The sequence below is a fragment of the Campylobacter sp. BCW_4338 genome (assembly GCF_001763255.1).
Lineage (GTDB): Bacteria > Campylobacterota > Campylobacteria > Campylobacterales > Campylobacteraceae > Campylobacter_D > Campylobacter_D jejuni.
In genome coordinates, this window is sequence record NZ_MJYJ01000010.1 from 1 (window position 1) to 20795 (window position 20795).

At 28.4% G+C, this 20795-nt stretch carries 29 protein-coding genes and 2 pseudogenes; 6 read left to right on the plus strand and 25 right to left on the minus strand.

The features are described from left to right. The 11 genes and pseudogenes from AJN69_RS00695 to AJN69_RS00740 all read right to left on the minus strand — a co-directional run. Positions 1 to 302: pseudogene (locus AJN69_RS00695) on the minus strand (hypothetical protein); the annotation flags it as partial. Next, positions 299 to 673, minus strand: coding sequence for a DUF1353 domain-containing protein (locus tag AJN69_RS00700; RefSeq protein WP_011049932.1), 375 nt, complete (start codon positions 671 to 673; stop codon positions 299 to 301). The gene AJN69_RS00700 and the pseudogene AJN69_RS00695, both read right to left, overlap by 4 nt. Next, on the minus strand, positions 666 to 1049 hold the full coding sequence (locus tag AJN69_RS00705) for a hypothetical protein (RefSeq protein WP_002869963.1): 384 nt from the start codon (positions 1047 to 1049) through the stop codon (positions 666 to 668). Before AJN69_RS00705 ends, AJN69_RS00700 begins: the two co-directional genes overlap by 8 nt. Further along, complete coding sequence (locus AJN69_RS00710; RefSeq protein ID WP_070287712.1) at positions 1046 to 1678, minus strand: DUF4376 domain-containing protein; 633 nt, start codon at positions 1676 to 1678, stop codon at positions 1046 to 1048. The genes AJN69_RS00705 and AJN69_RS00710 overlap by 4 nt, the downstream gene beginning before the upstream one ends. A 12-nt stretch (positions 1679 to 1690) precedes the next feature. Next, positions 1691 to 1915, minus strand: coding sequence for a hypothetical protein (locus tag AJN69_RS10555; protein ID WP_250578767.1), 225 nt, complete (start codon positions 1913 to 1915; stop codon positions 1691 to 1693). Continuing rightward, a complete protein-coding gene (locus AJN69_RS10560) occupies positions 1891 to 2139 on the minus strand; it encodes a hypothetical protein (protein ID WP_250578766.1) in 249 nt (82 codons plus the stop codon). Before AJN69_RS10560 ends, AJN69_RS10555 begins: the two co-directional genes overlap by 25 nt. A gap of 491 nt (positions 2140 to 2630) precedes the next feature. Further along, positions 2631 to 4784 carry a hypothetical protein gene (locus AJN69_RS10235; protein ID WP_250578765.1) on the minus strand — a complete coding sequence of 718 codons (2154 nt, stop codon included), beginning with the start codon at positions 4782 to 4784 and terminating at the stop codon, positions 2631 to 2633. Positions 4785 to 4786: 2 nt separating this feature from the next. Further along, positions 4787 to 4981 carry a hypothetical protein gene (locus AJN69_RS00725; protein ID WP_052773616.1) on the minus strand — a complete coding sequence of 65 codons (195 nt, stop codon included), beginning with the start codon at positions 4979 to 4981 and terminating at the stop codon, positions 4787 to 4789. Further along, entirely contained in the window at positions 4962 to 5366 is a 405-nt protein-coding gene (locus tag AJN69_RS00730) for a hypothetical protein (protein ID WP_038816909.1), read from the minus strand. Before AJN69_RS00730 ends, AJN69_RS00725 begins: the two co-directional genes overlap by 20 nt. Further along, positions 5366 to 6400 (minus strand): DUF5309 family protein, encoded by a 1035-nt coding sequence (locus AJN69_RS00735; RefSeq protein ID WP_070273992.1) that lies wholly within the window; start codon positions 6398 to 6400, stop codon positions 5366 to 5368. Before AJN69_RS00735 ends, AJN69_RS00730 begins: the two co-directional genes overlap by 1 nt. Positions 6401 to 6733: 333 nt before the next feature. After that, the gene (locus AJN69_RS00740; RefSeq protein WP_004306052.1) at positions 6734 to 7411 is read right to left on the minus strand and encodes a Rha family transcriptional regulator; all 678 of its coding nucleotides are present in this window, start codon (positions 7409 to 7411) and stop codon (positions 6734 to 6736) included. Between the two features lie 143 nt (positions 7412 to 7554). Between AJN69_RS00740 and AJN69_RS00745 the strand changes: the two genes are divergently transcribed. The 5 genes from AJN69_RS00745 (at position 7555) to AJN69_RS09935 (ending at position 8738) form a co-directional block, all read left to right on the plus strand. Further along, positions 7555 to 7767 (plus strand): hypothetical protein, encoded by a 213-nt coding sequence (locus AJN69_RS00745; protein WP_004306054.1) that lies wholly within the window; start codon positions 7555 to 7557, stop codon positions 7765 to 7767. 9 nt (positions 7768 to 7776) lie between these two features. Further along, positions 7777 to 7986 (plus strand): hypothetical protein, encoded by a 210-nt coding sequence (locus tag AJN69_RS00750; protein WP_002861671.1) that lies wholly within the window; start codon positions 7777 to 7779, stop codon positions 7984 to 7986. A 134-nt stretch (positions 7987 to 8120) separates the two neighbouring features. Then, positions 8121 to 8306 (plus strand): hypothetical protein, encoded by a 186-nt coding sequence (locus tag AJN69_RS00755; RefSeq protein ID WP_002861670.1) that lies wholly within the window; start codon positions 8121 to 8123, stop codon positions 8304 to 8306. Positions 8307 to 8317: 11 nt separating this feature from the next. Beyond that, positions 8318 to 8494 (plus strand): hypothetical protein, encoded by a 177-nt coding sequence (locus tag AJN69_RS09930; protein WP_162842413.1) that lies wholly within the window; start codon positions 8318 to 8320, stop codon positions 8492 to 8494. After that, complete coding sequence (locus tag AJN69_RS09935) at positions 8463 to 8738, plus strand: hypothetical protein (protein WP_186820491.1); 276 nt, start codon at positions 8463 to 8465, stop codon at positions 8736 to 8738. The genes AJN69_RS09930 and AJN69_RS09935 overlap by 32 nt, the downstream gene beginning before the upstream one ends. Positions 8739 to 11317: 2579 nt before the next feature. Here the strand turns inward: AJN69_RS09935 and AJN69_RS10565 are convergent. From AJN69_RS10565 to AJN69_RS10265, 14 genes and pseudogenes are all read right to left on the minus strand, one after another. Further along, positions 11318 to 12295, minus strand: a pseudogene (locus AJN69_RS10565) (hypothetical protein); the annotation flags it as partial. A gap of 12 nt (positions 12296 to 12307) precedes the next feature. Continuing rightward, positions 12308 to 13339 (minus strand): hypothetical protein, encoded by a 1032-nt coding sequence (locus tag AJN69_RS10245; protein ID WP_004306063.1) that lies wholly within the window; start codon positions 13337 to 13339, stop codon positions 12308 to 12310. A gap of 258 nt (positions 13340 to 13597) precedes the next feature. After that, positions 13598 to 13978 (minus strand): hypothetical protein, encoded by a 381-nt coding sequence (locus AJN69_RS00775; protein ID WP_002881881.1) that lies wholly within the window; start codon positions 13976 to 13978, stop codon positions 13598 to 13600. 10 nt (positions 13979 to 13988) lie between these two features. After that, positions 13989 to 14636 carry a hypothetical protein gene (locus AJN69_RS00780; RefSeq protein WP_070287710.1) on the minus strand — a complete coding sequence of 216 codons (648 nt, stop codon included), beginning with the start codon at positions 14634 to 14636 and terminating at the stop codon, positions 13989 to 13991. After that, complete coding sequence (locus tag AJN69_RS00785) at positions 14626 to 14829, minus strand: hypothetical protein (RefSeq protein ID WP_070243533.1); 204 nt, start codon at positions 14827 to 14829, stop codon at positions 14626 to 14628. The genes AJN69_RS00780 and AJN69_RS00785 overlap by 11 nt, the downstream gene beginning before the upstream one ends. Continuing rightward, complete coding sequence (locus AJN69_RS00790; protein WP_002881883.1) at positions 14816 to 16360, minus strand: hypothetical protein; 1545 nt, start codon at positions 16358 to 16360, stop codon at positions 14816 to 14818. Before AJN69_RS00790 ends, AJN69_RS00785 begins: the two co-directional genes overlap by 14 nt. Then, positions 16341 to 16613 carry a hypothetical protein gene (locus tag AJN69_RS00795; RefSeq protein WP_002881884.1) on the minus strand — a complete coding sequence of 91 codons (273 nt, stop codon included), beginning with the start codon at positions 16611 to 16613 and terminating at the stop codon, positions 16341 to 16343. Before AJN69_RS00795 ends, AJN69_RS00790 begins: the two co-directional genes overlap by 20 nt. Next, positions 16603 to 17895 (minus strand): terminase, encoded by a 1293-nt coding sequence (locus AJN69_RS00800; protein ID WP_070248396.1) that lies wholly within the window; start codon positions 17893 to 17895, stop codon positions 16603 to 16605. Before AJN69_RS00800 ends, AJN69_RS00795 begins: the two co-directional genes overlap by 11 nt. Then, positions 17892 to 18278 carry a terminase small subunit gene (locus tag AJN69_RS00805; RefSeq protein ID WP_002826748.1) on the minus strand — a complete coding sequence of 129 codons (387 nt, stop codon included), beginning with the start codon at positions 18276 to 18278 and terminating at the stop codon, positions 17892 to 17894. Before AJN69_RS00805 ends, AJN69_RS00800 begins: the two co-directional genes overlap by 4 nt. Further along, complete coding sequence (locus tag AJN69_RS00810) at positions 18278 to 18658, minus strand: hypothetical protein (protein ID WP_002871223.1); 381 nt, start codon at positions 18656 to 18658, stop codon at positions 18278 to 18280. The genes AJN69_RS00805 and AJN69_RS00810 overlap by 1 nt, the downstream gene beginning before the upstream one ends. 156 nt (positions 18659 to 18814) lie before the next feature. Further along, entirely contained in the window at positions 18815 to 19045 is a 231-nt protein-coding gene (locus AJN69_RS10250) for a hypothetical protein (RefSeq protein ID WP_261665720.1), read from the minus strand. Between the two features lie 41 nt (positions 19046 to 19086). Next, positions 19087 to 19323, minus strand: coding sequence for a hypothetical protein (locus AJN69_RS10255; protein ID WP_250537509.1), 237 nt, complete (start codon positions 19321 to 19323; stop codon positions 19087 to 19089). Positions 19324 to 19333: 10 nt separating this feature from the next. Continuing rightward, positions 19334 to 19666 (minus strand): hypothetical protein, encoded by a 333-nt coding sequence (locus AJN69_RS10260; RefSeq protein WP_002881887.1) that lies wholly within the window; start codon positions 19664 to 19666, stop codon positions 19334 to 19336. 149 nt (positions 19667 to 19815) lie between these two features. Then, positions 19816 to 20331: a hypothetical protein gene (locus AJN69_RS10265; RefSeq protein ID WP_002881888.1), complete on the minus strand. Its 516-nt coding sequence runs from the start codon at positions 20329 to 20331 to the stop codon at positions 19816 to 19818. A gap of 42 nt (positions 20332 to 20373) precedes the next feature. Here AJN69_RS10265 and AJN69_RS00825 point away from each other — a divergent pair, with 42 nt between their 5' ends. Next, the gene (locus AJN69_RS00825; RefSeq protein WP_002873587.1) at positions 20374 to 20676 is read left to right on the plus strand and encodes a hypothetical protein; all 303 of its coding nucleotides are present in this window, start codon (positions 20374 to 20376) and stop codon (positions 20674 to 20676) included. Positions 20677 to 20795: the final 119 nt, after the last annotated feature.

Genomic DNA, 20795 nt, shown 5'->3' on the forward strand with positions numbered 1-20795 from the left:
TTATCACCTTTTAAACTTTCTTGATTTTCTAAAACAACTTTTAATACAACTTCTTTTAAACTCTCTTCATTGATATTTGCATTGATGTCAAGCTCTTCTAGTAAAGCTTCTAGTTTTTCTTTTAATTCACTTTGTTTTATAAAGTTAAAACTTGTTAAAACTTCATTTATAGCATTTTTAATACTTTCATCGCTTGGTTTTACTCCATTTTTAAAAAGTTCTTTTAAAATTTCTAAAGCTTCACTAAAATCTTTATTGATTTCTTCTGTTTTTATGGCAATTTCTCTTAAATCCACGCTCATCTTATCCCCTTTATTAAACATTTGATCTGATGAAATAAATTACAAGAGCAATAAAAAACAAAAATCTTAAATTTATTTATTTCTAAAGCTTGCATTGCTTCTTTTAAAACAAGATCAGCAAGTTTGTAATCTTTTCTTGATTTTGCTTTTTCACATAAAAAATCATGCACTACACAAGCACTAAAATACTCACTTTTAAAAGGTGGAAACAAAGACCAAAAAAGGCGTGGGATACTTGCACCATCAGTTTTAAAACCTTGTGGTACAATGCCTTTGTAATTTGGTAAAATAAACTCATAATCTTGTATCACTTCAAATCTATCTTTATCATAAGGTTTTACACAAACCCTTTTTAATTCTGTTTTAGTCATTGTTTTCCTTTTTTTTAAAAATACTTCTTAATTCATCATTTCTTATTTGAGTAAGCTTAACAAGCCTTTCATCCATTCTCATAAGATCTGTTTCTATAGCTTCTAGCTTGTCATTGGTTTTTGAGCAATGTGTTTCTATAAATTTAACCAAACTATCGCTACTTGCTCTGGATACTGCAATTTGTTCTCTAATAAGAACATTAGTATTTTTGGTTTCACTTATAAGTTCTTTTGTTCTTTCCCCAGCTTCTTTATGTAAAGTTTTATATAAATGCCATGCAATCCCAGCTAAGACAAAAACCATCAATCCTAATAATGCAGATCCACTTAAAGAACCAAGTATAGCACCTTCTTTTATTATATTTTCAGTACTCATTTTTCACTCTCCCATGCAATTAAATTTAATTCTTCTAAAGATGTAGCATTTTTCACTTTATTTCTTAGTTCATCATTTTTAAAAATAATACTTTCAGTATATTTAGCGATACCAACCCCAAATTCTAAAAATTCTTCTTTGTTAAATGTAATGATTTTATTATCTTTATCAATCCAAGCAATATTTTCCAAAGGAGTATTATTGAGATTTGCCAACATTATCTCGCTAACTTTTCCGCTGATATTAATTTTTGCTTCCGTGTCAATTTGAAATGTAGTATTTTTAAAAGGCATAAATAAAAGCTTTTCTTCTTTTATAGCTTTTAACTCTTCTAATTTTAATTCTTTTAACTCTTCTAATGTTTTTTCTTTAATCTCGTAAGAAATAATATAAAGATTATTTTCTTCATCATAAGTTTGAATTTGGCGAAGTTCTTCAATTTTTTCATTAAAACTTGGGATTTCTTCTTTAACTTTAGCAAAACCAAGCTCTTTTAAAAGCTTATCATCGCAAGCACTTAAAAAATAAGTATCTTGTGCATCAATTTCACCTTCTTCGTTTTGTATTTTTACATCTTTTAAAAAAATATCATCATATTTTAAACTTTTATTTTTTAAATCATAAAACATATTTACCCTTTCTTAATTCCAGTATAATGTTAAATTTGCTCTTGGGTTTAATCTATCCCCATCATTTAAGTTCCAACCAGCACTTGCATTTGCACTACCGCTTTGCCAAGAACTTAGCATTATTTGTAAGTTGTTTATATTTCCAAAATTGAATTTTTTCTCTACTTTGATTTTTGCATTGGCAGTGTAATATTTACTTAAAGCATGCAATTCTACACTAGAGTTAAATTGTTCCATGTGATATGCAAAGTATTTGCGGAAGTTTTATTAGACATATTTCCAGTCGTCCAAACTTCGCCTAACATAACCACTTCTTTATTATTAATATTTGATGGCAATACCACTGCTTGTTTATAAATCATGTCTAGCTTTAACATATAATTATAATTTGCAACCGAGCCTCCTAAAGATGGAGGTAAATTTAGTGCTATACCATTATTAGAAAGAAGGAGACAATTCATTTTAAGTCCTTACTAATCTTACATTATTCGAAGCTATGCAAAAATAAGCAAAAGTTTCAGTGCCACTAAATCCACTTTGAGCTATTCTAAAATTAAAAGGGGCATTAAAAGCTACTACATTTTGACAATTATTTATGGTTATTGTTCCGCTTTTTCCTACTCCTCCAAAATTAGCTATTCCTATGCTTGTTCTTGCATTTGCTGTTAAAATAAAATGTTGAGCTTGTCTTAAATCTAGATTTATACTGCCAGTTGTGCCAAGATTTTTAATTCCACCACCATAATCTACATACCATTTTCTAGTTAAGTGATTATCATTTGTTGGATTGGCCCGAGAAGTTAATGCCTGATTAAAAGTATTTGTGCCATTAAATATATTATCTCCATTTAAATTTGCTTTTGTATTTAAAGCGGTATCTACATAGATTTTATTTGTTAAATGGTTATTATTAGTTGGATTTACTTTTACTAAAATAGGATTAGCAAAAGTTTTATTTCCATATTATCTCTTCATCACCATTTAAACTTACTTTTGTATCTATAAGTGCTTCTAAAGTTTTAATAGTTATATCTAATACTTTTTGTGTAATTAGCTTTTTATCTTTTTCATTTTGCTCTAACTCATTGTTTTTGTCCTCTAAGTTTTGATTAGCTTCTTCAAGTTCTTTTTCAATTTCCTCTTTTTTGTTAATTAATTCACCAGCAATCTCTTTTTCAAGCTCAGCAATTTGATTTTCAAGTTCTTCTTTTCTCTCTTCAAGTTCGCTTGTATCAGCAGGTGGTTCTTGACTTAAAGCCTCATCGATTTGATTTTTAATTTCCTTTAATTCCTCATTTTTTTGCTTTAATTCATCATTATTGTTTAAAGCTTCTTCAATTTGCTTTTTTATCTCTTCAAGCTCTTGTTCTTTATCTTTTATACCTTGCTCTATATTTGCAATTTCATCTTTAATTCCATCATCTTTACCATCATCTTTCTCATTAAGCAAAGAAAGAAGATATTCAACATTAGCCTTAACACCACTTATATCATAGATTCTTGCTTGATTGTCAATCTCATCTATGCACTCACCTTTTTTAGTTTCAAGCTCATTAAGTCCTTGTTCTTTTGTTTGGATTATTTCATTAAGGCTTTGATCTTTTGTTTCATTTATTTTATTGAGTCCGTTTTCTTTTGCGCTCACAAGCTCATTTAAAAAATCTTGCTTATTCTCGTTTAAACTATGCAATTTTTCATTAAAAATAATACTAAACTCATTTTTCTTTGCTTGATAATTCGCATTAAAAATATGATTTAAGTTGTCAATCATAACTTTAGAAGTATCTACAAGAGTAGTAAATTCTTTCTTTTGAGTTTCAAAAACCTCTGTGACTTCATTTCTTTCATCACTTAAACCTTTGAGCATTTCTTCCATTTGTTTTATTGTTTCTTCAGCTAAAACTTTTAATTCTGTTTCATAAATTAACTTATCATTACCTAGTTCTTTTTTAGCAACTTCAGCTAACCTACCTAAATCTTCATTAGCTATCAAAGCTCTTTGATTAAACCTATCATAACTTTGCTCAAAATGTATTTTATACCCTTCACATTTTGCTGTAAGTTCATCAAATTTAACTAAAGCTTCATTTTTTACTTCATTTAAATTTTTTAATATTTCATTTTGTTTATCATTTAAAGAAGAGTAGATACTTTCAGACTGTGATTTTAAATCTCGTTCTAAATTTTCTATTTTACTTTTAAAATCTTTTATAATTTGGGAATAAGATGTTATATCATTTTCAAATTCTTTATATAAAGCTATAACTTCTCTTAAATCTTCTATATTTTGCTTGCTTTCTAAAAGTAGTTCATATGCACTAGCTATTTCTTTATATTTAACTCCAATATCAAATTTAATTTCTTCTAGCTTTTTAACACTATCTATCATTTCTTGATTTAATCTTTGGTTTTCAAAGAATATAGTGTTAATTTTATTTTTTATAATTTCGCTTGCTTCACTTACTACTAATTTTGCTTCATTTACTAAATCTTTTACTTCTTTTTTAATACTTATTAATTCAGGTTTTATTTCTTTTAATTCATCAACATTTAAATGTAAGCTATCTACAATTTCTAAAGCATGATTAAGTTCACTTAAAATTTCATCTTTAATTTTTGTGTTCAAATCAAAATATTCTTTTACAAAATCTTTATTTTGTTTAATTTCATTAATATAATTATCTAAATTAAATTTTATTTCTTCATATTTCTGTATATCTTTTTTTAAATTCTCAAACTCTTCTGTATTATTTTCTAAAAAATCTTTAATGTTTTGTATTTCTTGTTTATTTAAAGAAAAATCTTCATACGCTTCTTTAATATAATCAAATTTTGCATTTACATTGTTGTATTTTTCACTTATATTTGAATATTTTTTATTAATATCATCATATTTGCTTAAAATATCATCATTTTTATCTACAATATCATTTTTAAATTTTAAACATTCATTTTTTAAAGATTCGCAAGCTTGTTTTAAGCCTACAACTTCATCAAGTCTTGTATTGTCTATTGCTTCTGAAATGCTGTTTATTCTAGCTAAAACTTGATTTATGATTTCAAGTTTTTCTCTACCTGTTTTTAATTCATTTAAGCTTGTTCCCATTTTTAACCTTCATAATAATCACTATCTTTAATTCTCTTTTCACAAAAGAAAAGCAGATCATCCATGGCTAAAAGCCATTTTTTATCATCTAAATAAGCTATAAAATCAGCACTATTTATACTTTGCACATAGTCTTTATAACTCAAAGCTCTATTAAATTTTTTTGCGAAATTACAATTACAACCATGTTCTTTCATCATCAAGCTCCTTGCCATCATTAGCTATATACTCATAAATTATCTTGTCACATAATGCCAGAAAGTCTTTTTCTTCGCATCTTGTAATCAAATAACAAACATAATTAATCACAGCAAAACTAAGTGTTTCATCTATCATTAAATGTTCTTTTTCATTGTCAAAATCAGGCTCATCAGGAATAATCAAAAAATGATTATTTCTAACTTGCCTAAAAACTTTTTCGCCTTGCTCTACATTTTTTAAAAGAACGCTAGGAACACATTTTGATAAAATATAATAAAATGCTTCCATAAAATAAGCTTTCAAAACTTCATCATCTTCTATCATTTTGTAAGAATTTTTAACTTTAGCGATAATGAGTTTTTTAGCCATAATACAAAGCATTATGCACCTTTTGCTGCTTTTAAAACCGCTTTAGCCTTTGCATTATTTCCACTAGTTAATCCCACGCCTATAGCAAAAGCATCAGCATTTCTTACTTCTAAAGTGCTTTGCGTATAAAATCTTTTTGCTTTTACAGTAATATCAGTTGGAACATCTTCAATCATAGTAGGAATATAAAGCCCATGTTTCATATACTCAAAATCCCCAGCAATTAAAACATCACCCAAACCATATTTAGGGCTTAATAATCTATGCATATGGAAATTTACCGTTCCAAAATCTGTTTCAAGGCTTACTACTTGTCCTGCTAGTTTTGTTTCATTGCCTAAAATTCTTGTAGCAAATTTGTTAATAGCTCCTTTTAAGTCAGCTCCTAAAAAGACATCTTTAGGCGTAACTCCGCTATTCCAAATGGTTTGCAAAATTTGATTAAGTTTATCTTCTGTTAGTTCTGTTGCAGTTCCGCTCCAATCTCCTGTTTCATCAAAAGCTAATACATTTCCACGCTTTCCATCAGCAAAGCTATCTTTTCCTTTAGCGATATAATGAAAAAGTCCAGCCATTTCTCCACTTGTTGCTTCTTGTGCTTGAACATAATCTTTGAAAACTGATTTTTTTACATCACTATCTCTGCCTAGACCAAATAAAGCATATTCCATATCCATTTTATGTTCTTTGGTTTTTTTGCCTATTTGATACTCCATTTCATTGCCACCATATTGATTTGCTTTTAACAAAGCTTTTGATACCATGGCTTCGGTAATGAATATTTGAGTAGCATTTGTAGTTTTTTGGGCTGTGTTTTTTGTTTCACCTACAAATTTACTTAACTCTAAATTTGCATTCTTTTTTGGTTCTTCAAAAGTATCAGTAATCCAACTATGAGTTAAAGGATTTGTAACCTTTGAAGTACCTATTTTATTTAAAATTGGTGTTTCAGTAGCTCCAATTTTAATAATCGTTTCATATATTGATTGTTTTAACTTAACATTTTCTGTTGCGGGTGCTGTATGCCCCATTGAAGGTAAAGCCATTTTTAAATTCTCCTTAGTTTAGTTTTAAGGATTTTTCCAAAAATGACTATTTCAAATATAGTGTGTTTTGAAATGAAATTAAATTTTTAAGTATTTTTTATGTATAATTTTATAGTTTTAAGGATATCTCTTTGAAGACTTTGTAAAAAGTTTGAAAGGAGGTTAAGATGAATGAAGTTATTATAATCTTAATGCTTTTAGTAGTCCTTATCGTAGCGATAAAGAGCTAGATAAGAACTAATCTTTTAATATAGTTAATGATATTTTAAAGAAACCCTGCTTAGTTTGTCCTTAAAACACTAAAAAGTCTTCAAAAAAAGCAGGGTGAAGACTTCAAATATTTATACTTTTATAAAGTTCTAAACATTCTAAGAAATCATTTTGCATTCTTAAAAGTAGTTTATTCTCTTTGTTTTCATCATCTTTTAAATCTTTTAACATTTTTTCTAGCTTTAAGGCATAATTTTTAAAAGTTTTAAAATCAAAGGCATATAAACCATTTTTAGCCAATATACAATTTAATTTATCTTTAAAATTGTTTTTACTTTGTTCTAAATCATACTTTAAAGCTTTAATCTCATTCTCATATTTTTGCTTTTGCTGTGCTAATTGAGATTTGTAACCTAAACTTTGTCTAAAAGCTAACTTATCGTGCTTCTCATATTCAATATTTCTTAGTCTTTTTTCCATTTCATTAAAAGCTTTGATAAACTCGATTTTCCATTTATAAGCCTTTTCACCTGTAAAACCCATCACTAAAAGAGAAAAACCATCACGGGTGATTTTGTAATACGGCTCACTTCTAATAACTGCCCCAAATTGAGCGGTTCTCTCCGTAAGCTTAAAATTAAGCTCACGAAATTCATCTTGTGGCAATTCATCAATTTTTGCTAAAATATTCTTGTGTTCTTTCTTGAACACACTAGAAATACTTAATGAAGTGGTGTAGGTTTGGTCGCCCACCGCTTCAAAACTCACATTCTGCCCGTTTATAACAACTAAATCTGTCATAAAAACTCCTTTGTAAAAAATATTGTTTAACTAACTAAACGCTGTAATTATATATTTAAAAAATATTTTTGTCAAGGCTTAATATAGGTTTTAACTAATTTTTGATATAATAAAACTATTGAAACAATATAAAAAGGAGAAAAATGGATAATAATGAATTTGAAAAATTATTAGCAAAAGCAAATCTTGGCAAAAAAGAATTCTCGCAAATATCAAATACACCGTATCAAACTATAATGAATTGGAAAAGAATAGATAGTGTGCCTGATTGGACTAAACCTTTTTTAGAAAATCATTTAAAAGTAAAATCATACGAGCAAATAAAAGAGATAGTTTTTAAAATTGAAAAACCATAAGGATATTAAATGGATATAGAAACATTTGAAAAAAAATTAAATGAATTAGAGCTTACAAAAAAAGAATTTGCAAATATGGTCGGAGCTGTTTATAATGGTGTTATCAATTGGAATGCAAAAGGCGAAACACCCAAATGGGTTGATAGTTGGCTCATTAATTATGAAAAAGCAAAAGTTTTAGATGAAATTTCAAAATCTATAAAACCTTTTATAAAATAAAAATAGTGTATTTTAAAGCAAATTATTTATTTTAAAAAAAGTAAGATTATAATATATAAATAAGTATAAATTAACTATAAAAAAGGTATAATTTAATTAAAATCAGTATAAGCTAAGAATTTTAAGGAGTAAAAATGTCAAACATAAATGCTTTTTTATTTGGCTTTACAAATATGTTTAATGCAGATATCCTTAAAGCTACATCTTTAAAAGATAGAAAAACAATGATAACTGATTTTTATAAAAAATCCGAAGAATTAAGAAAACATAGCAATGAAGAGTATAACGCCAAATTCGAAAAAATCACAAAACAAAAATAAGGAAAACCAAAATGACAAAAACACAAGCTTTTGTAGATGGTTTTGTAGGTAGACCTATAAAAAACGAATGCTTTAATTTATGGGATTTAAATGCTATTATAAGAGAAAAACAAGCAAAATTATATAAAGAGAATATTGAATTTAGAGAGAAACAAATTGAAAAAATCACAAAAACAAAAAACACCTAATACTATTAAACAAGAAAATCAAAATAAAGAAAATCCATCTCAAACTTTCAATACTCAGCTTAATTTTCTTATGGAAAATGAACTTAATGCTATAGGAAAATTGCCTAAAGATTTAGCAGATAGAATTGTGACAATGCTAGAGAAATCTTTAGAGTATAAAAAAGATAACGATAATAAAATACTAGATTTAGAGAATAAAAATATAGAAACTAGAAAAAAAGATATAAAATCTTATCATTTTTGAATGGTTTTGGAATGGTATCTTTTCTACTTATAACTATTACTAGTATATGTGTTGGATTATATCTTATTCTTAATGGGCATAATGAAGGTGCTTATTTTGCTTTTATATTAGGAGCATTGACACTTTTACCTAAAATAATTGATTCTATAAAAAACAAACCTAAAAATTAATTTACATTTTCTTTATCTTTTCCTATTAATATTAAGAATAGTTTGAAGATTGAAGCAATTGTAATAAAATTAAGGGATAAACCCTTAATTTTTATTTATCTTCTCTCCTTTCTTTTAATTTAATAAGATTTTTTAGCGCATGAGTGCCTATTTTTCCTGCTATTTCCCTGTTATTTTTTTTATCTCTAACCTTATCTATTTTTTGCTTTCTAGCTATAACTTGTTTTATTTTCTCAATTCTTTGCTTTCTAGCCTTTTTATCATTTTGTATTTTTTCATCAAGTCTTTGTTTTACGCTTTTTTTATTCTTTTTCTCTACTTCTTTATTCTTAATATTCTCTTTTATATCATCCATTAAGTTTTTTTTAGGCTTAGCTTGGGTAGAATTAGGATTATTTAGGGAATGTGCATTCGCACCAGCCTTCTGTCCGTGCTGATAATCATCAGCGACACGGAGTGTGGGAGTAGGCGACCCCACCCCTAAATGTTTCTTATTTCTATCGTTTAGCCTATCAATTTCTTTTTCTTTATTGCTAGATATACTAAGATGTCCAACTTTGCCTATATTTTCACCTTGATTGACTATACCCATTTTACCTAATTTACCATTTTTCAAATCCTTGGCAACCAAAGAAATATCTAATTTATTGTTTGCATAGTATCTATTAGGATTATTTGCTATTTCTTTAATCACTCTTGCAACGCTTCCATTTGTTTTAAACATTTCAGGGTGTTTTTCTTGTAGTCTATGCAAGTTAGCTTTTAATTCATTTATATTTAAATTCTTTTTCACATTATCATTTAAGCTAAATTCTACATTATAATTATTTTGTTTAGGCTTAGTTTGATACATCACAAAGCCATTCCCTTGCACTAAATCCTTAATCTTGGTATTAAACTCACTCTTAGCTTTTACAGCTTCTTCTTTTAATGCTTTATCTTTAATGCTTTCTATAAAGTTTTTACTAGCTTTATTAAAATCTTGCAAAGTATTGATATTTGCAAAAGCTCTTCGCATTTGTATCCTAAGTCCTGCTCTCTTGCCAATTTCTGCAAATCTTAAAAAGATAAAAGCCACATGATCTGTAAAACTATTTACAAGCATAGTCATAGCTCTTGCTTTAAAGTCAGTTGATATACCTTTTCCAGCTTCTTTTGCCTTAGTATTAAAAATACCATCAATGATATGCTCAAAGCTTGAACGCAAATTATAAATACTTTTTAAAACCTGTATTTTCTCTTTTGCACTATTACTTTTAGGAGTAAAATTCTCAATATCTTTCATTAATTTAGGATAATTAACTATATATTTGCCATTAAACTCAAGCTTGTTTTTATCTATAAATCTTTTTATAATTTCATCATCTAGTATGATTAACTCTTTATCATTAAGTCCCTTACTTATGCTTTCGTAGTTTTTCTTAGGATTGGTTTCATCTATAAGTTGTTTTAATTTTTTAGTAATATCTTTTTCACTGCCTGAAAGTTTATCTGCTATATTGCTTTTTTCATAAGTTTTAAAAGCTTTATAATCACTTCTAATCTTGGTTAAAATCTCCTTTGCTTCTTGTGGATTAATAGCATTTTTTACCATACTATCTAATAGGTTTTGTTTTAAGTTTTCTAAAAAGCTATTAAAATCATAGCTTTTATTTGTTTTTATCTCTTCACTAAGCTCTTTAATGCGTGTATTAAGTTTTGTAGCACTCATAGGAGTATTACTATTTAATTCTTTTAAAAAGTCTTTTAAAGCTTTAGGTATGTTTTGCCCAAAAAAATCAGCGTTCTGTATTAAATCATTTAAGTTTTTTTTATCTATTTTTATGCCATTTGGATTAAGTTCATCTAGTTTATCAAGTCCTTTTCCATACTCTTCATAAGCTCTTAATTTTCTAGCGTTATTTAAATCATAAAGATTTTTAGCGCTAAATTCATTATCAAGCTTTAAGTTTTTAAGTAAAGCTTCATCGCTATTTGCTAAAGTATTACCAACCTTATTAGCAACTTCAGGCTTAGCGATTAAAACATCTCTTGCCATTTTTGCTAAATCATCGTCCATTAAAGACATGTTTAAGAGATTTTGTTGATTTAGTATTGCTTCTTTTGAACCTATATTTTTGCTAAATTTTCTTAAACCTTCTTCTGTTTTTCCTAAAATATTGTTTATAGTTTTATTTTTTGACATTTCTTTAAAGTAATTAGCCTTATTAGCAATAGTATCAACAATAGCATTTCCTTGATTGACTTCTAAAGGCATTTTATTTGCATTTTTTAAAAGCTCATCATAGACGCCATTACCTTTACTGTCTGCAATTTCTTTGGCATAAAGTCTAGAAGTTTCGCTACCTTGTGAAGCTAAATCATTTAAAATACTAGGGCTTATTTTTCTAAGCTTATCCCCTATATTTTCTTTTAAATTACCACCTTTTACCGCCATGCCGTCTATCATATCTTTACCAGCTTGCGCTCCTGTTTTTGCACTGCTTATTAAATCACCAACGCTTTTATATGTTTTTCCTATTCCCTTTATAGCTGATCCAACTACAGCACCTGCTAAGGCATCTTCTGCGGCTGCACTTCCAAGCCTTTTAGCATAATCCATATAACTTGCTTCAATTCCTGTATTATTACTTTGCGAATGAAGATCAGCCATAGCACCGTTACCAGCACCAATTGCAGATGGTGCGAAATAATTTAAGGCTTTTTTAGCTATTGTTTGTCCTGCTGTTTTTGCTAAGCTTCCAGCATATCCACCAGCTACAGAAAATGCTAACTCGTTTTTAGTGCTAGCAAGTGTATTTCTAAAGCTAGGAGTAAAATCAATTTCTTTTCCATTTTTATCAACGCCTATATATTTATAGTCTCCATTATTTATTTCTAAAAATGGCTCATACCCTAATTTTTTTATTTCATCGTATGCGATTTGAAAAATTTGCTTTTGCTCTTCATTGCTAGGGCTAGTAAAAATTCTAGGTAGCAACCCGCCTGATATCTGATTTGTTGCATCTTCTATTTTTTGCCTTGCCCCTTCTTCACCGCTTGTAACTTTTGGCGTGAGATAGTCTAAAGCCTGAGGTATACAGCATTTAAAGGGTTTATAAATTCATTAAAATCAGATAATCCTTGATTTATTTTATCCCAAGTACCAATTTCTTGTTTTTCTTGCGGTAAGCTTGGAGCTTGATACATACTCATAGGCTTACCATCTAAAGCTAATTCTTCTTGTGAATTAAAATTGTTTTGTTGCTGATTATTTTGCATAAATTGATTATATTTATTTTGCAAAAAATTATCATCAATATCTATATAAGTTTTTCCTTCTGGTATATCTATATTCATATCAAAAAGTTGCATTGTTTTTGCACCTTGTGGTATTTGTATTGTCATCTTTTATCCTTATTATCTAAATGTAATCATATTGTTTTGTTGTAAAAAATCTTGAGTTAATTGTTGTTGCGGTTGTTGTGATAAAATCTTATTTAATGGCACTCTTTGCCCTTGAGAAGCTAAAATATTTCCACCATTTATAAAATCTTTTATCATAGCCTTTTCATTTTCTAGCTTTTTATACATATTGTTATAATAATTTTCTATATTATCTCTATCTTTTAAATACCTTTCTGTTTTCCAAATATCCATATATTCTTTTTTTAAGGCATCATTTTTTACTCTATATAGTATTTCTACTGCTTTTTCAATATCATGTTTAGCATACTTATCAAAGAAATAAAAACTATCTGTTTTAACCAATTCTTCTAATCTATGCCTATCTTCATTGCTCATCCTGCCACTTGTGATATTAACTAGTGCTAAATTTATTTCAGCTTTTAGCTTATCTGCGAATTCTTGTTTTAAGTTTTTACTATTGTTAAAAGGAGTATTTCTTAATTTTTGACTTATGGTATCTCCAAATCCATAAATATCATTTAAATTTATATTTTGCGTTTTAGCGGTTTTTGCAAAATTATACAAATCCCCGCCATTACTTTCTTTGCTAAAAACATCTTTCATTGTTTGTAGTTCAGTTAAATTGCCATTAGTATCTATACTAAAGCCTGAATTATTATTTGTTTTATTAGTATTTTTACCAGTTAAATAATCTAAATATTTTTGATTATAATCTTTATCTTCTTTATATTTAGCCCAATTTAAAGCATTATTTTGAGCTTGTTTTTGTCTTTCAAGGTCAAATTTTTGCAAGGCTAAAGCATTATTAAATTCATTTTGCAAAAGCTGATTATTTTGCATAGCCTGATTAAATTCCATTTGTTGCTTTCTTAAATCTTGCTCTTGCTGAAACCTATTAGCTTTAACTTTATCATCATAACTTTTGCTCATGATGTCATATAAGACACCACCGACTTTTCCCGCGTTTTGTATAACGCCTGTATCGGGGTTAAATACTACTCTTTGTGGGTTGTAAAATGCCATTTTGTTTCCTTTATTTTTTCTTTTAAAATAAAGGATTTAAGGAAGTTTGTGTATAATTTCAAAAGGGTGCAACGCCAAAGGGTTGCCGCCCTTTAGCGTTAATTTACCGCCCAGTTGGGAGGTGATTAAATTGCTAACCAAAATTATAGTTATAATTATACTACTTTGTATAATTATAGTCAAGGTTTATTAATACTTGATTTCCCTTTTTAAAGGGGAGCTATAATTTCCCTTTGGCTTCCTTAAATCCAAATCTATTTAATTACTCCAAACGTTTTGAAGTTTATTTTCCATATTCTTTCTTCTATTTAATTCTTCATTAGCTAGATACTTATTGAAGTTATAAGCATCTTTTTGTAGCTCATAATTCTTTTGTGCCATCTTTTGCTGATTATAAGCACCATATAAAGCACCAGCACCACCTAAAACATTTCCTAATCTATCAAAATTAGTTACTTTATTTGCATCAGAACTTTTAAATAACCAATCTTCAAAATTACTAAAAGAATTTTTTAATCCATTTAAAAAACCACTACTACTGCTTGCTAAATTTGGAGTGAAATTGCTTGTTTTCATCAAAGTATCTGCAAAGCTAGATCCTAATCCTGTACCACCTTTTAAAGCTGTTATAAAATCCATAATTTCTCCTTTATACTAAACTTAATAATTCTTTACCTAGATCTATCTCGCTAACTTCGCCTTTTTTTAACTTATCGTTAAAATCACTAGTTCTTACATTATTATTTGCACTTGATAAATCTTCAGCTTTTTTAGCATTAGTTGATTTTCCGACCAAATTAAGCAAGGTTTTCCAGCTGTCAATATTACCTTCGCCTAAACCATTTAATTTTGTGGCAAGTTCTGCCATAGCCTTTAAATCCGCATCAGGATAGGCTTTTCTTAACTCGCTTTCTACTTGTGCGTATTTAGCGATTAGCGCATCTTGCTCTTCTTTGTCTTTTTGCTTTTTATCAAGCTCTTCAAGCCTTTTTAATTTCTCATCAAGTCCATCAAGTCCTAATTCTTTTAAATACTGCTCTCTTTGTAATTCTTGTTCGCTTGGCTCTTTTTTTGGATTTTTTAAAGCTTCAAGCTCACTCATTAAAGCATTTAATTTGTTGTCATTTTCACTTTTATAAGCTTCAAACATCGCCTTATAATCAGGCTCGTTCTCATTAGCAACCTGCATAGGTTCATTATCTTCTACTTGCGTAGGTTCATCGCCATTATTAGCAACTTGTCCTTTATCATCATCTGTTATAACATTAATTAAATCTTTTAAAGCATCATTTTCCATCTTCTTCATCCTTTATTTTGTTAATTATTACATCTAAAAAAGCCATAGTATCTAAAGCTTTTAACCTTAATTCTTTCTCGTCATTATTTTTAGCTATATAAAAACATTCGCTATATTTTGCTTTTATAAAATCTATTAATTTCTTTCCTCCTTTGGTTTTAGATATATCGCTTTTAATTTCAATACTCAGCATTAGCTTCTCCTTGCATTTGCGGATTAATATCTTCATTGTTTTCAAAAGCAAATAAACTATTTACATTCTTTACACCTAAAATTGGTAATAATTCTTTAGTAAGTTCTTTGCTAGCATTTATAATCCCATAAGCAGAATTTGCATCGCCTATGCTCATATACATTTGATATAATTGTGAAAAAACTTGCATACTAGCTTGAATTCCTGCACGTCTAATTTCTTTATTCATGGCACCTGTGCCGGTTTGAATTTTAAATCTAAAACTAGGTATATCCTCTCTTTGAAAACCATTAAAAAAACTATCTTCTCCATACTTAAAAACAAGCATTGCAAATCTATCAAATAAAGGCTCTATAAAAGTTTCGTTATACTGTCTTATGTAGTCAGCACTTCTTCTTCCACCTTCTTGTGCTTTTATGCTAATTTCTGTTGCTGTTTCATTTTGTGCAGTTTGAGCTCCATTGTTTTGTGGACTAACTCCTGTAACTTCTGTGAGTTCGCTTTCTAAAAGTTGTAAATTTATTCCCGCACTATTTACATTTGGTGGTGGTAATATCTGCACTCCTTTTGGATCGTCTGTATATATTGGTTTTCCTAAGGTTTCTATATCTTCTCTGCTTACTCCCATTGATTTTGGTATCATTATTTTAGGCATGATATGAGTTCTTGCTGCATCTATTAAAAGATTTCTAGTTATATTAATTTCATCTTGCAAAGGCATAGCAGAAGCCATTATAGGCTCGCCATAAGCACTTACATAGTTTTCGTTATCTATCTTTTTAAGTTGTGGTAGCATTGAACCCCAGACAAAAGGCTGTCCATCTTGCAAAGTAACTTCATTTCTAAGTAAATTATTTTCAAATAAGGTAGAAACCACCCACTCATCATCGTTTTTTCTTTCATAAATATCATAAAGCTTTACTTTTTTATACTCATCATCTTCATCAAAAAGCTTTTCAATTTCATTTTTTTTATAAAAACCTAGCTTTTGTCTTTCATGGATTTGATTATAGGTTAGGTAAATTTCATTGACTATATATCCTACATCCTCGCTATTTAACGCATTTGGATCAAAGAATATACTATCAATATCTACTCTTTCAATGCGTGGCATTCCTTTATGCCAAGTAACCTTGGCTATACTTGTTCCCACAAGTAAAACATCTAAGAAAAGCGGTTGAAAAATCTTAAACATATTGATTTTACCACTATAAAAATCAATTGCATTCTGCCATAGCTCTATAATCGTATCATCGCTATTAATGTAAGTTTCAATATCTGCCATTCTCTCACTATTAAAATATACATCATTTAAGCTAGTGATTAAATACTTTACCTTAGCGTTTATTTTTGGTATGTAAATACTTGATTTATTTCTTTTTCTCAATTTTTGCATTACCTTATTTTCAAGCAAATAAGCATCTTGCAACTCTTTAAAGTGTGGTTTGTAATTTTCATATCCACTTTTACTTTCGCTAATGAGTTGTGTTAAAAACGACACTCTCTCATCATTAGTTCTTTTTGTTTTCATTCATAATTCTCCATATTGTTGTTTTGCTTAAATTTGTTATTTTTAAAATATCTTTTTCATTCACTCCTTTTTCACATAAAAACTCCGCAAATTCTCTTTTAAATTTCTTTTTAGAAATATTATTAAACCCTGATACAAGCTCTAAAAATTCATTTGCAAGACTTGACTTTATAGCCTCATCGCTTAAATTTGAAAGCTTTTTTATTTTGTTTACATCAATTGCATCATAGATCATTAAAAACTCACCAGCCATCATAACTCCAATCTTCATTAGTATTGTTTCTGCTGTATAGTTTTTCAAAAAAAGTTAATGCCACCGCATCGCTAACATCAGGACTTTTGCCATAATTCTTTTTTAAATACTCTTTTGAAACTATCTTTAAAAGCCCCTTGTCGCTATATTCATACTCAATCATTCTCATATCTTTTTTTAATTCTTCATCTTTAAAAAGCTCCATGTGTTTTAAGTTTTTAGCAAATGTAAAATACATTTGTGCTCTTTTATTTAAGTATTCATTACTGGTTGCAGAATTTGCAGAATTTGCCTCAAATACAGGCAAACCATAATTTAACAAGACATCGTATACGCCAACGCCAAGACCGCAAGTATCTATAAAAATACCTTTTGGTTTATCTTCGCTTTGATTGTATTCAGCTAGTATTTTGTTTGCTAATTCTATAGTTCCAAGTTGTGAGTATTTTTTAATCTCATCAATTACAAAACCTTTTCTTTTTGCAAGAACACTCTTATCATCTCCATATCTTGCTACATCAAGCCCCCAAATATTCTCGCCTTGCATTTTTTCAATGCTAAAAGAGTTCTTGCTCATCGCATTTTCAATTTCACTTAGAGAAAATAATTCAGCACTCGAGCTATCTATAAACTCACCATAAATTTCTTGCTTGACAACTTCACTACCTTCTCCGCCTACTTCTTCAATTAATTCTTTAATTTGCTCTTCTTTTAAAAATGGATTATCATAGCTTGAGAATTGAAAATGTTTCCAATTTTTATCGCTGAGTTCTTTTCTACATAGCTCGTAAAATAGATTTTTTCCTTTAGGAACTCCACCGATAATTGCTCTTGATTTAGGGTTATCAAGCAACATAGGTCTTATAGCGTTGTACCAAAGATACTCTCCTTTACTACCTTTTAAAATAATTCCTGCTTCGTTTAAGATAACAAGGTCATATCCAAAACCTTCGATATTTTCACTTCTTTCAGCACTTCTCATATGAAGCACTGCTCCATTAATAATTAGTTTCTTGTCTTGCACACTCCATGAGTAAAAATCTTTTGGTAAGTTTTTTAACTCAGGTGTAAAATATAACTCGTAATAATTTTGTAAATTTGCTTGTATGGTATCCACCCATAAAACATTTTGTCCTAAAAGCAAGTTTTCGATAACAAACTTAGCACTTCCCCTTGTAAAACCAAGTCTTCTGCCCTTTGCTACAGTTATAAAGCGTGGATTTTTATCATCAAAAACTTTAAGTTGTGCAGGAGTGTAAGAAAAGTCAAGCTTTAATTTCATTTGATTTCACTTCTTATAATTTCTATTTTTTGAACATTATCGCTAACTACTTCTTGTTTATCCACGTAGCCATGTTGATTTTTTAGCAAGAACATACTAACGCTAGGAGTATAAGTGCCGATTAAGGAATGGTTTAAAATATCCATTTCACATTTTTGCTTAGCTTGAGATACAATTTCTCCGAAATCCTTATCCTTCTCCCACTCGCCTAAGGTTTGCATTGTAATTCCTAAATACACAGCTAATCCCACTTTTGTTTTAGGTGCAAAAATAATACTCTCCTTAGTTTCTTTTAAGACAACTCTTTCATTAAAATAACTCTCTATTTTTGAAACAAGCTCTTCTTTTGTCATACTTTTGCCATTTGTCATCATTCTAGCCATCAAGCCACCCCTTCTTTAAAATTAAATTCTTTGATTTCTAAGTTTAAAAAAGATTTTTTAAAACTAATAATCTCATAATCGCCTTTTAAAACATTCTTATCGTTTTCAAATAACGCATCTAACACGCATTTTACGATATTGTCCCCATCGCCATGCCTTTTGCTGTTAAATCCTATTTTTAAAGAAAACTCATATTTCTTTTGCTTATCAAAGGCTTGAAAACAGCTAATATTATTTTGTCTTCTAAACTCCATTTGCAAGAGTTTTTTAAAATCTAAATATTTAAGATAATCTTTACATGCAAATTTAGATCTTTGCGTGGTTCTTTTATAAGGTACAGGATTGCTTTTTAAATCAATTTTTAAAATATACTTTTCCATTTCAGACTTTCTTAAATTTAGCTTATATTTTTAAAAGCCATTTTGACTTTTACTTTCTTTTGAAATTCTTCTTGATTCTCCTTAAAAAATTTTTTCTGCACCTTCTTAAAGTTATTATATTCTTCTTCATGGCTTAAAGATGTATATCCTTTTATCTTATAAGAAGTATTTATATATATCTTTTCCTATGCGCTCTTGATTTTTAAATATAAAATCTATTAAAGTGTGTTTAAATTCGTTATTTTTTAGCATTTCTCCATCTTCGTAGGTTAATTCTCCAAAATTATTTAGACAAACCAACATATTAATTGATTTTGCTAATCGTTTAAAAAGGTTGCCCTGTCCATCATAACAAACATATGAGTATTTAAAATCACTTTCAAGCAATCTAAAAAATGGACTATTTTTATATTTATTTTTTAACCATTCTAAAAAAATTCTTTGTCTTCAAAACGCTTTTTAAACTCGATTTCAGCTCTTTTGCAAACTCTTCTTAATTTCTCATAGGTTGTCCCTACGATATTCTCTCTTTCTAAAGTTTCGAAATAAAAATCTAAGAAAGCATGAATATCTTTTGCATCTTGCAAATATCTACCTACTATATCAGTTGCTTGAGCCTTATTAATTTCCAATAAGTCCATTAAAATTTGTATTTTTTCTTGCATTTTCTACTCCTTAAAAGCATCCTAAGAGCTTGTTTTTGTTCTCATCTTTCATTCCGTAATACTCCATCAAGCTATCAACCACACTAGGATTGGCTTCTTTTTTTCTGTTAAAACGCTGATTTTTTCTTGCTTCATTTTCTTTAGCGTATTTAAGCCATGTATAAAGACTTCCTGCCACACTTGACATTCTTTTTCCATTTCTTTTCCATTCCCTAGCATCCCAATAGCCTATAAAATCATTAGCCAACTCTTCACCAAAGTTTGTGCCATTTTTCTCATTAAAAGCTATTATTTGTCTCATGAGTTCATTTGCATTTGGGACTTTAAACTCTTTTTTTGCCATTTTCTCTAACTCCTTTTTGCTAAAATCAATAAAGCTCGTCACAAAAGAGGCGTTTTGATTAAAAACGCGTTCTTTCTTTTCTTGATTATTTTTTAAATTTTCTAAATTCTCTTTTTTTATAAATTTATTATTATTAATATTTATATTATTTATAAATTTATTATCGCGTGCGTGCGTGTTTCTATATAATGCAAATTCTCTTTTTTTTCGTTTTCAGTAGTTAATTTTCTGTCGATTGATGAAGTGTTATTTTTAAGAGTTTTGCTTAGCTTTTCATCACTGCTTTTAAGCAAAGATAAAGATTTGTTAAAATGTTTTTTAACTTGATAATTTTCATCTTTTAAAATCCACTCATAAAAATTTAAAGAGCCATTTCTAACCTTTTTAATTTCCAAAAGTCTTAGTTCAATTAATTCTTTTTTAGCAATTCTTAGTCTATTTAAACTAATTCTTTGATTATTTTTAACTTTTATAAACTCTCTTAGATAGATCTCACTTACAATCGTTTTTTCACTAAGCTTTGCTAATTGAATATACAATGCTAAAGCATCAACACTAAGACCACCATAAGCTATAGTGTTTGATAATTTTAAATAGCCTTTTCTCTCTCTTAGGCTTTTACGCCCCAAAGCTACATCAAAACTTGCTATAAAACTTGGTATCACTAACGCTCCTTTATGTTATAATTTAAATTAAAAAGGCTTTTTATGTTTAATTCTTTCTTATCCGAAATGCTAAAAACCGCCACTTTAGAAAATTTGTTATATTTTTTAATAGGTGTTTTATTTGGTTTAAGTATCCGTCCTTTGTTTTTATATTTAACTAAAAAACAAAAACTAAAAAGAGTTTGTATTAAAGATATGAAGCTAGAAAACGATTTGACAAAAAGACTATATCCTAACTTAGGATATAAATTAGTTACAAAAAAACTCCTTTTGAAATGGTTTTTAAAAAAGATAAATTTAAATACATTATTTGTCCTCACTACCGTGATAAAAAATGCGTTTTAGATAATAATAAATGCAAGATATTAAAATCCCAGCCGAAATACCAGCCACTAGAAACAGTCTAAAATGCAACATCATCAAAGTAAAAATAAATAATCCTATAATCTCAATCAATCTTTCAA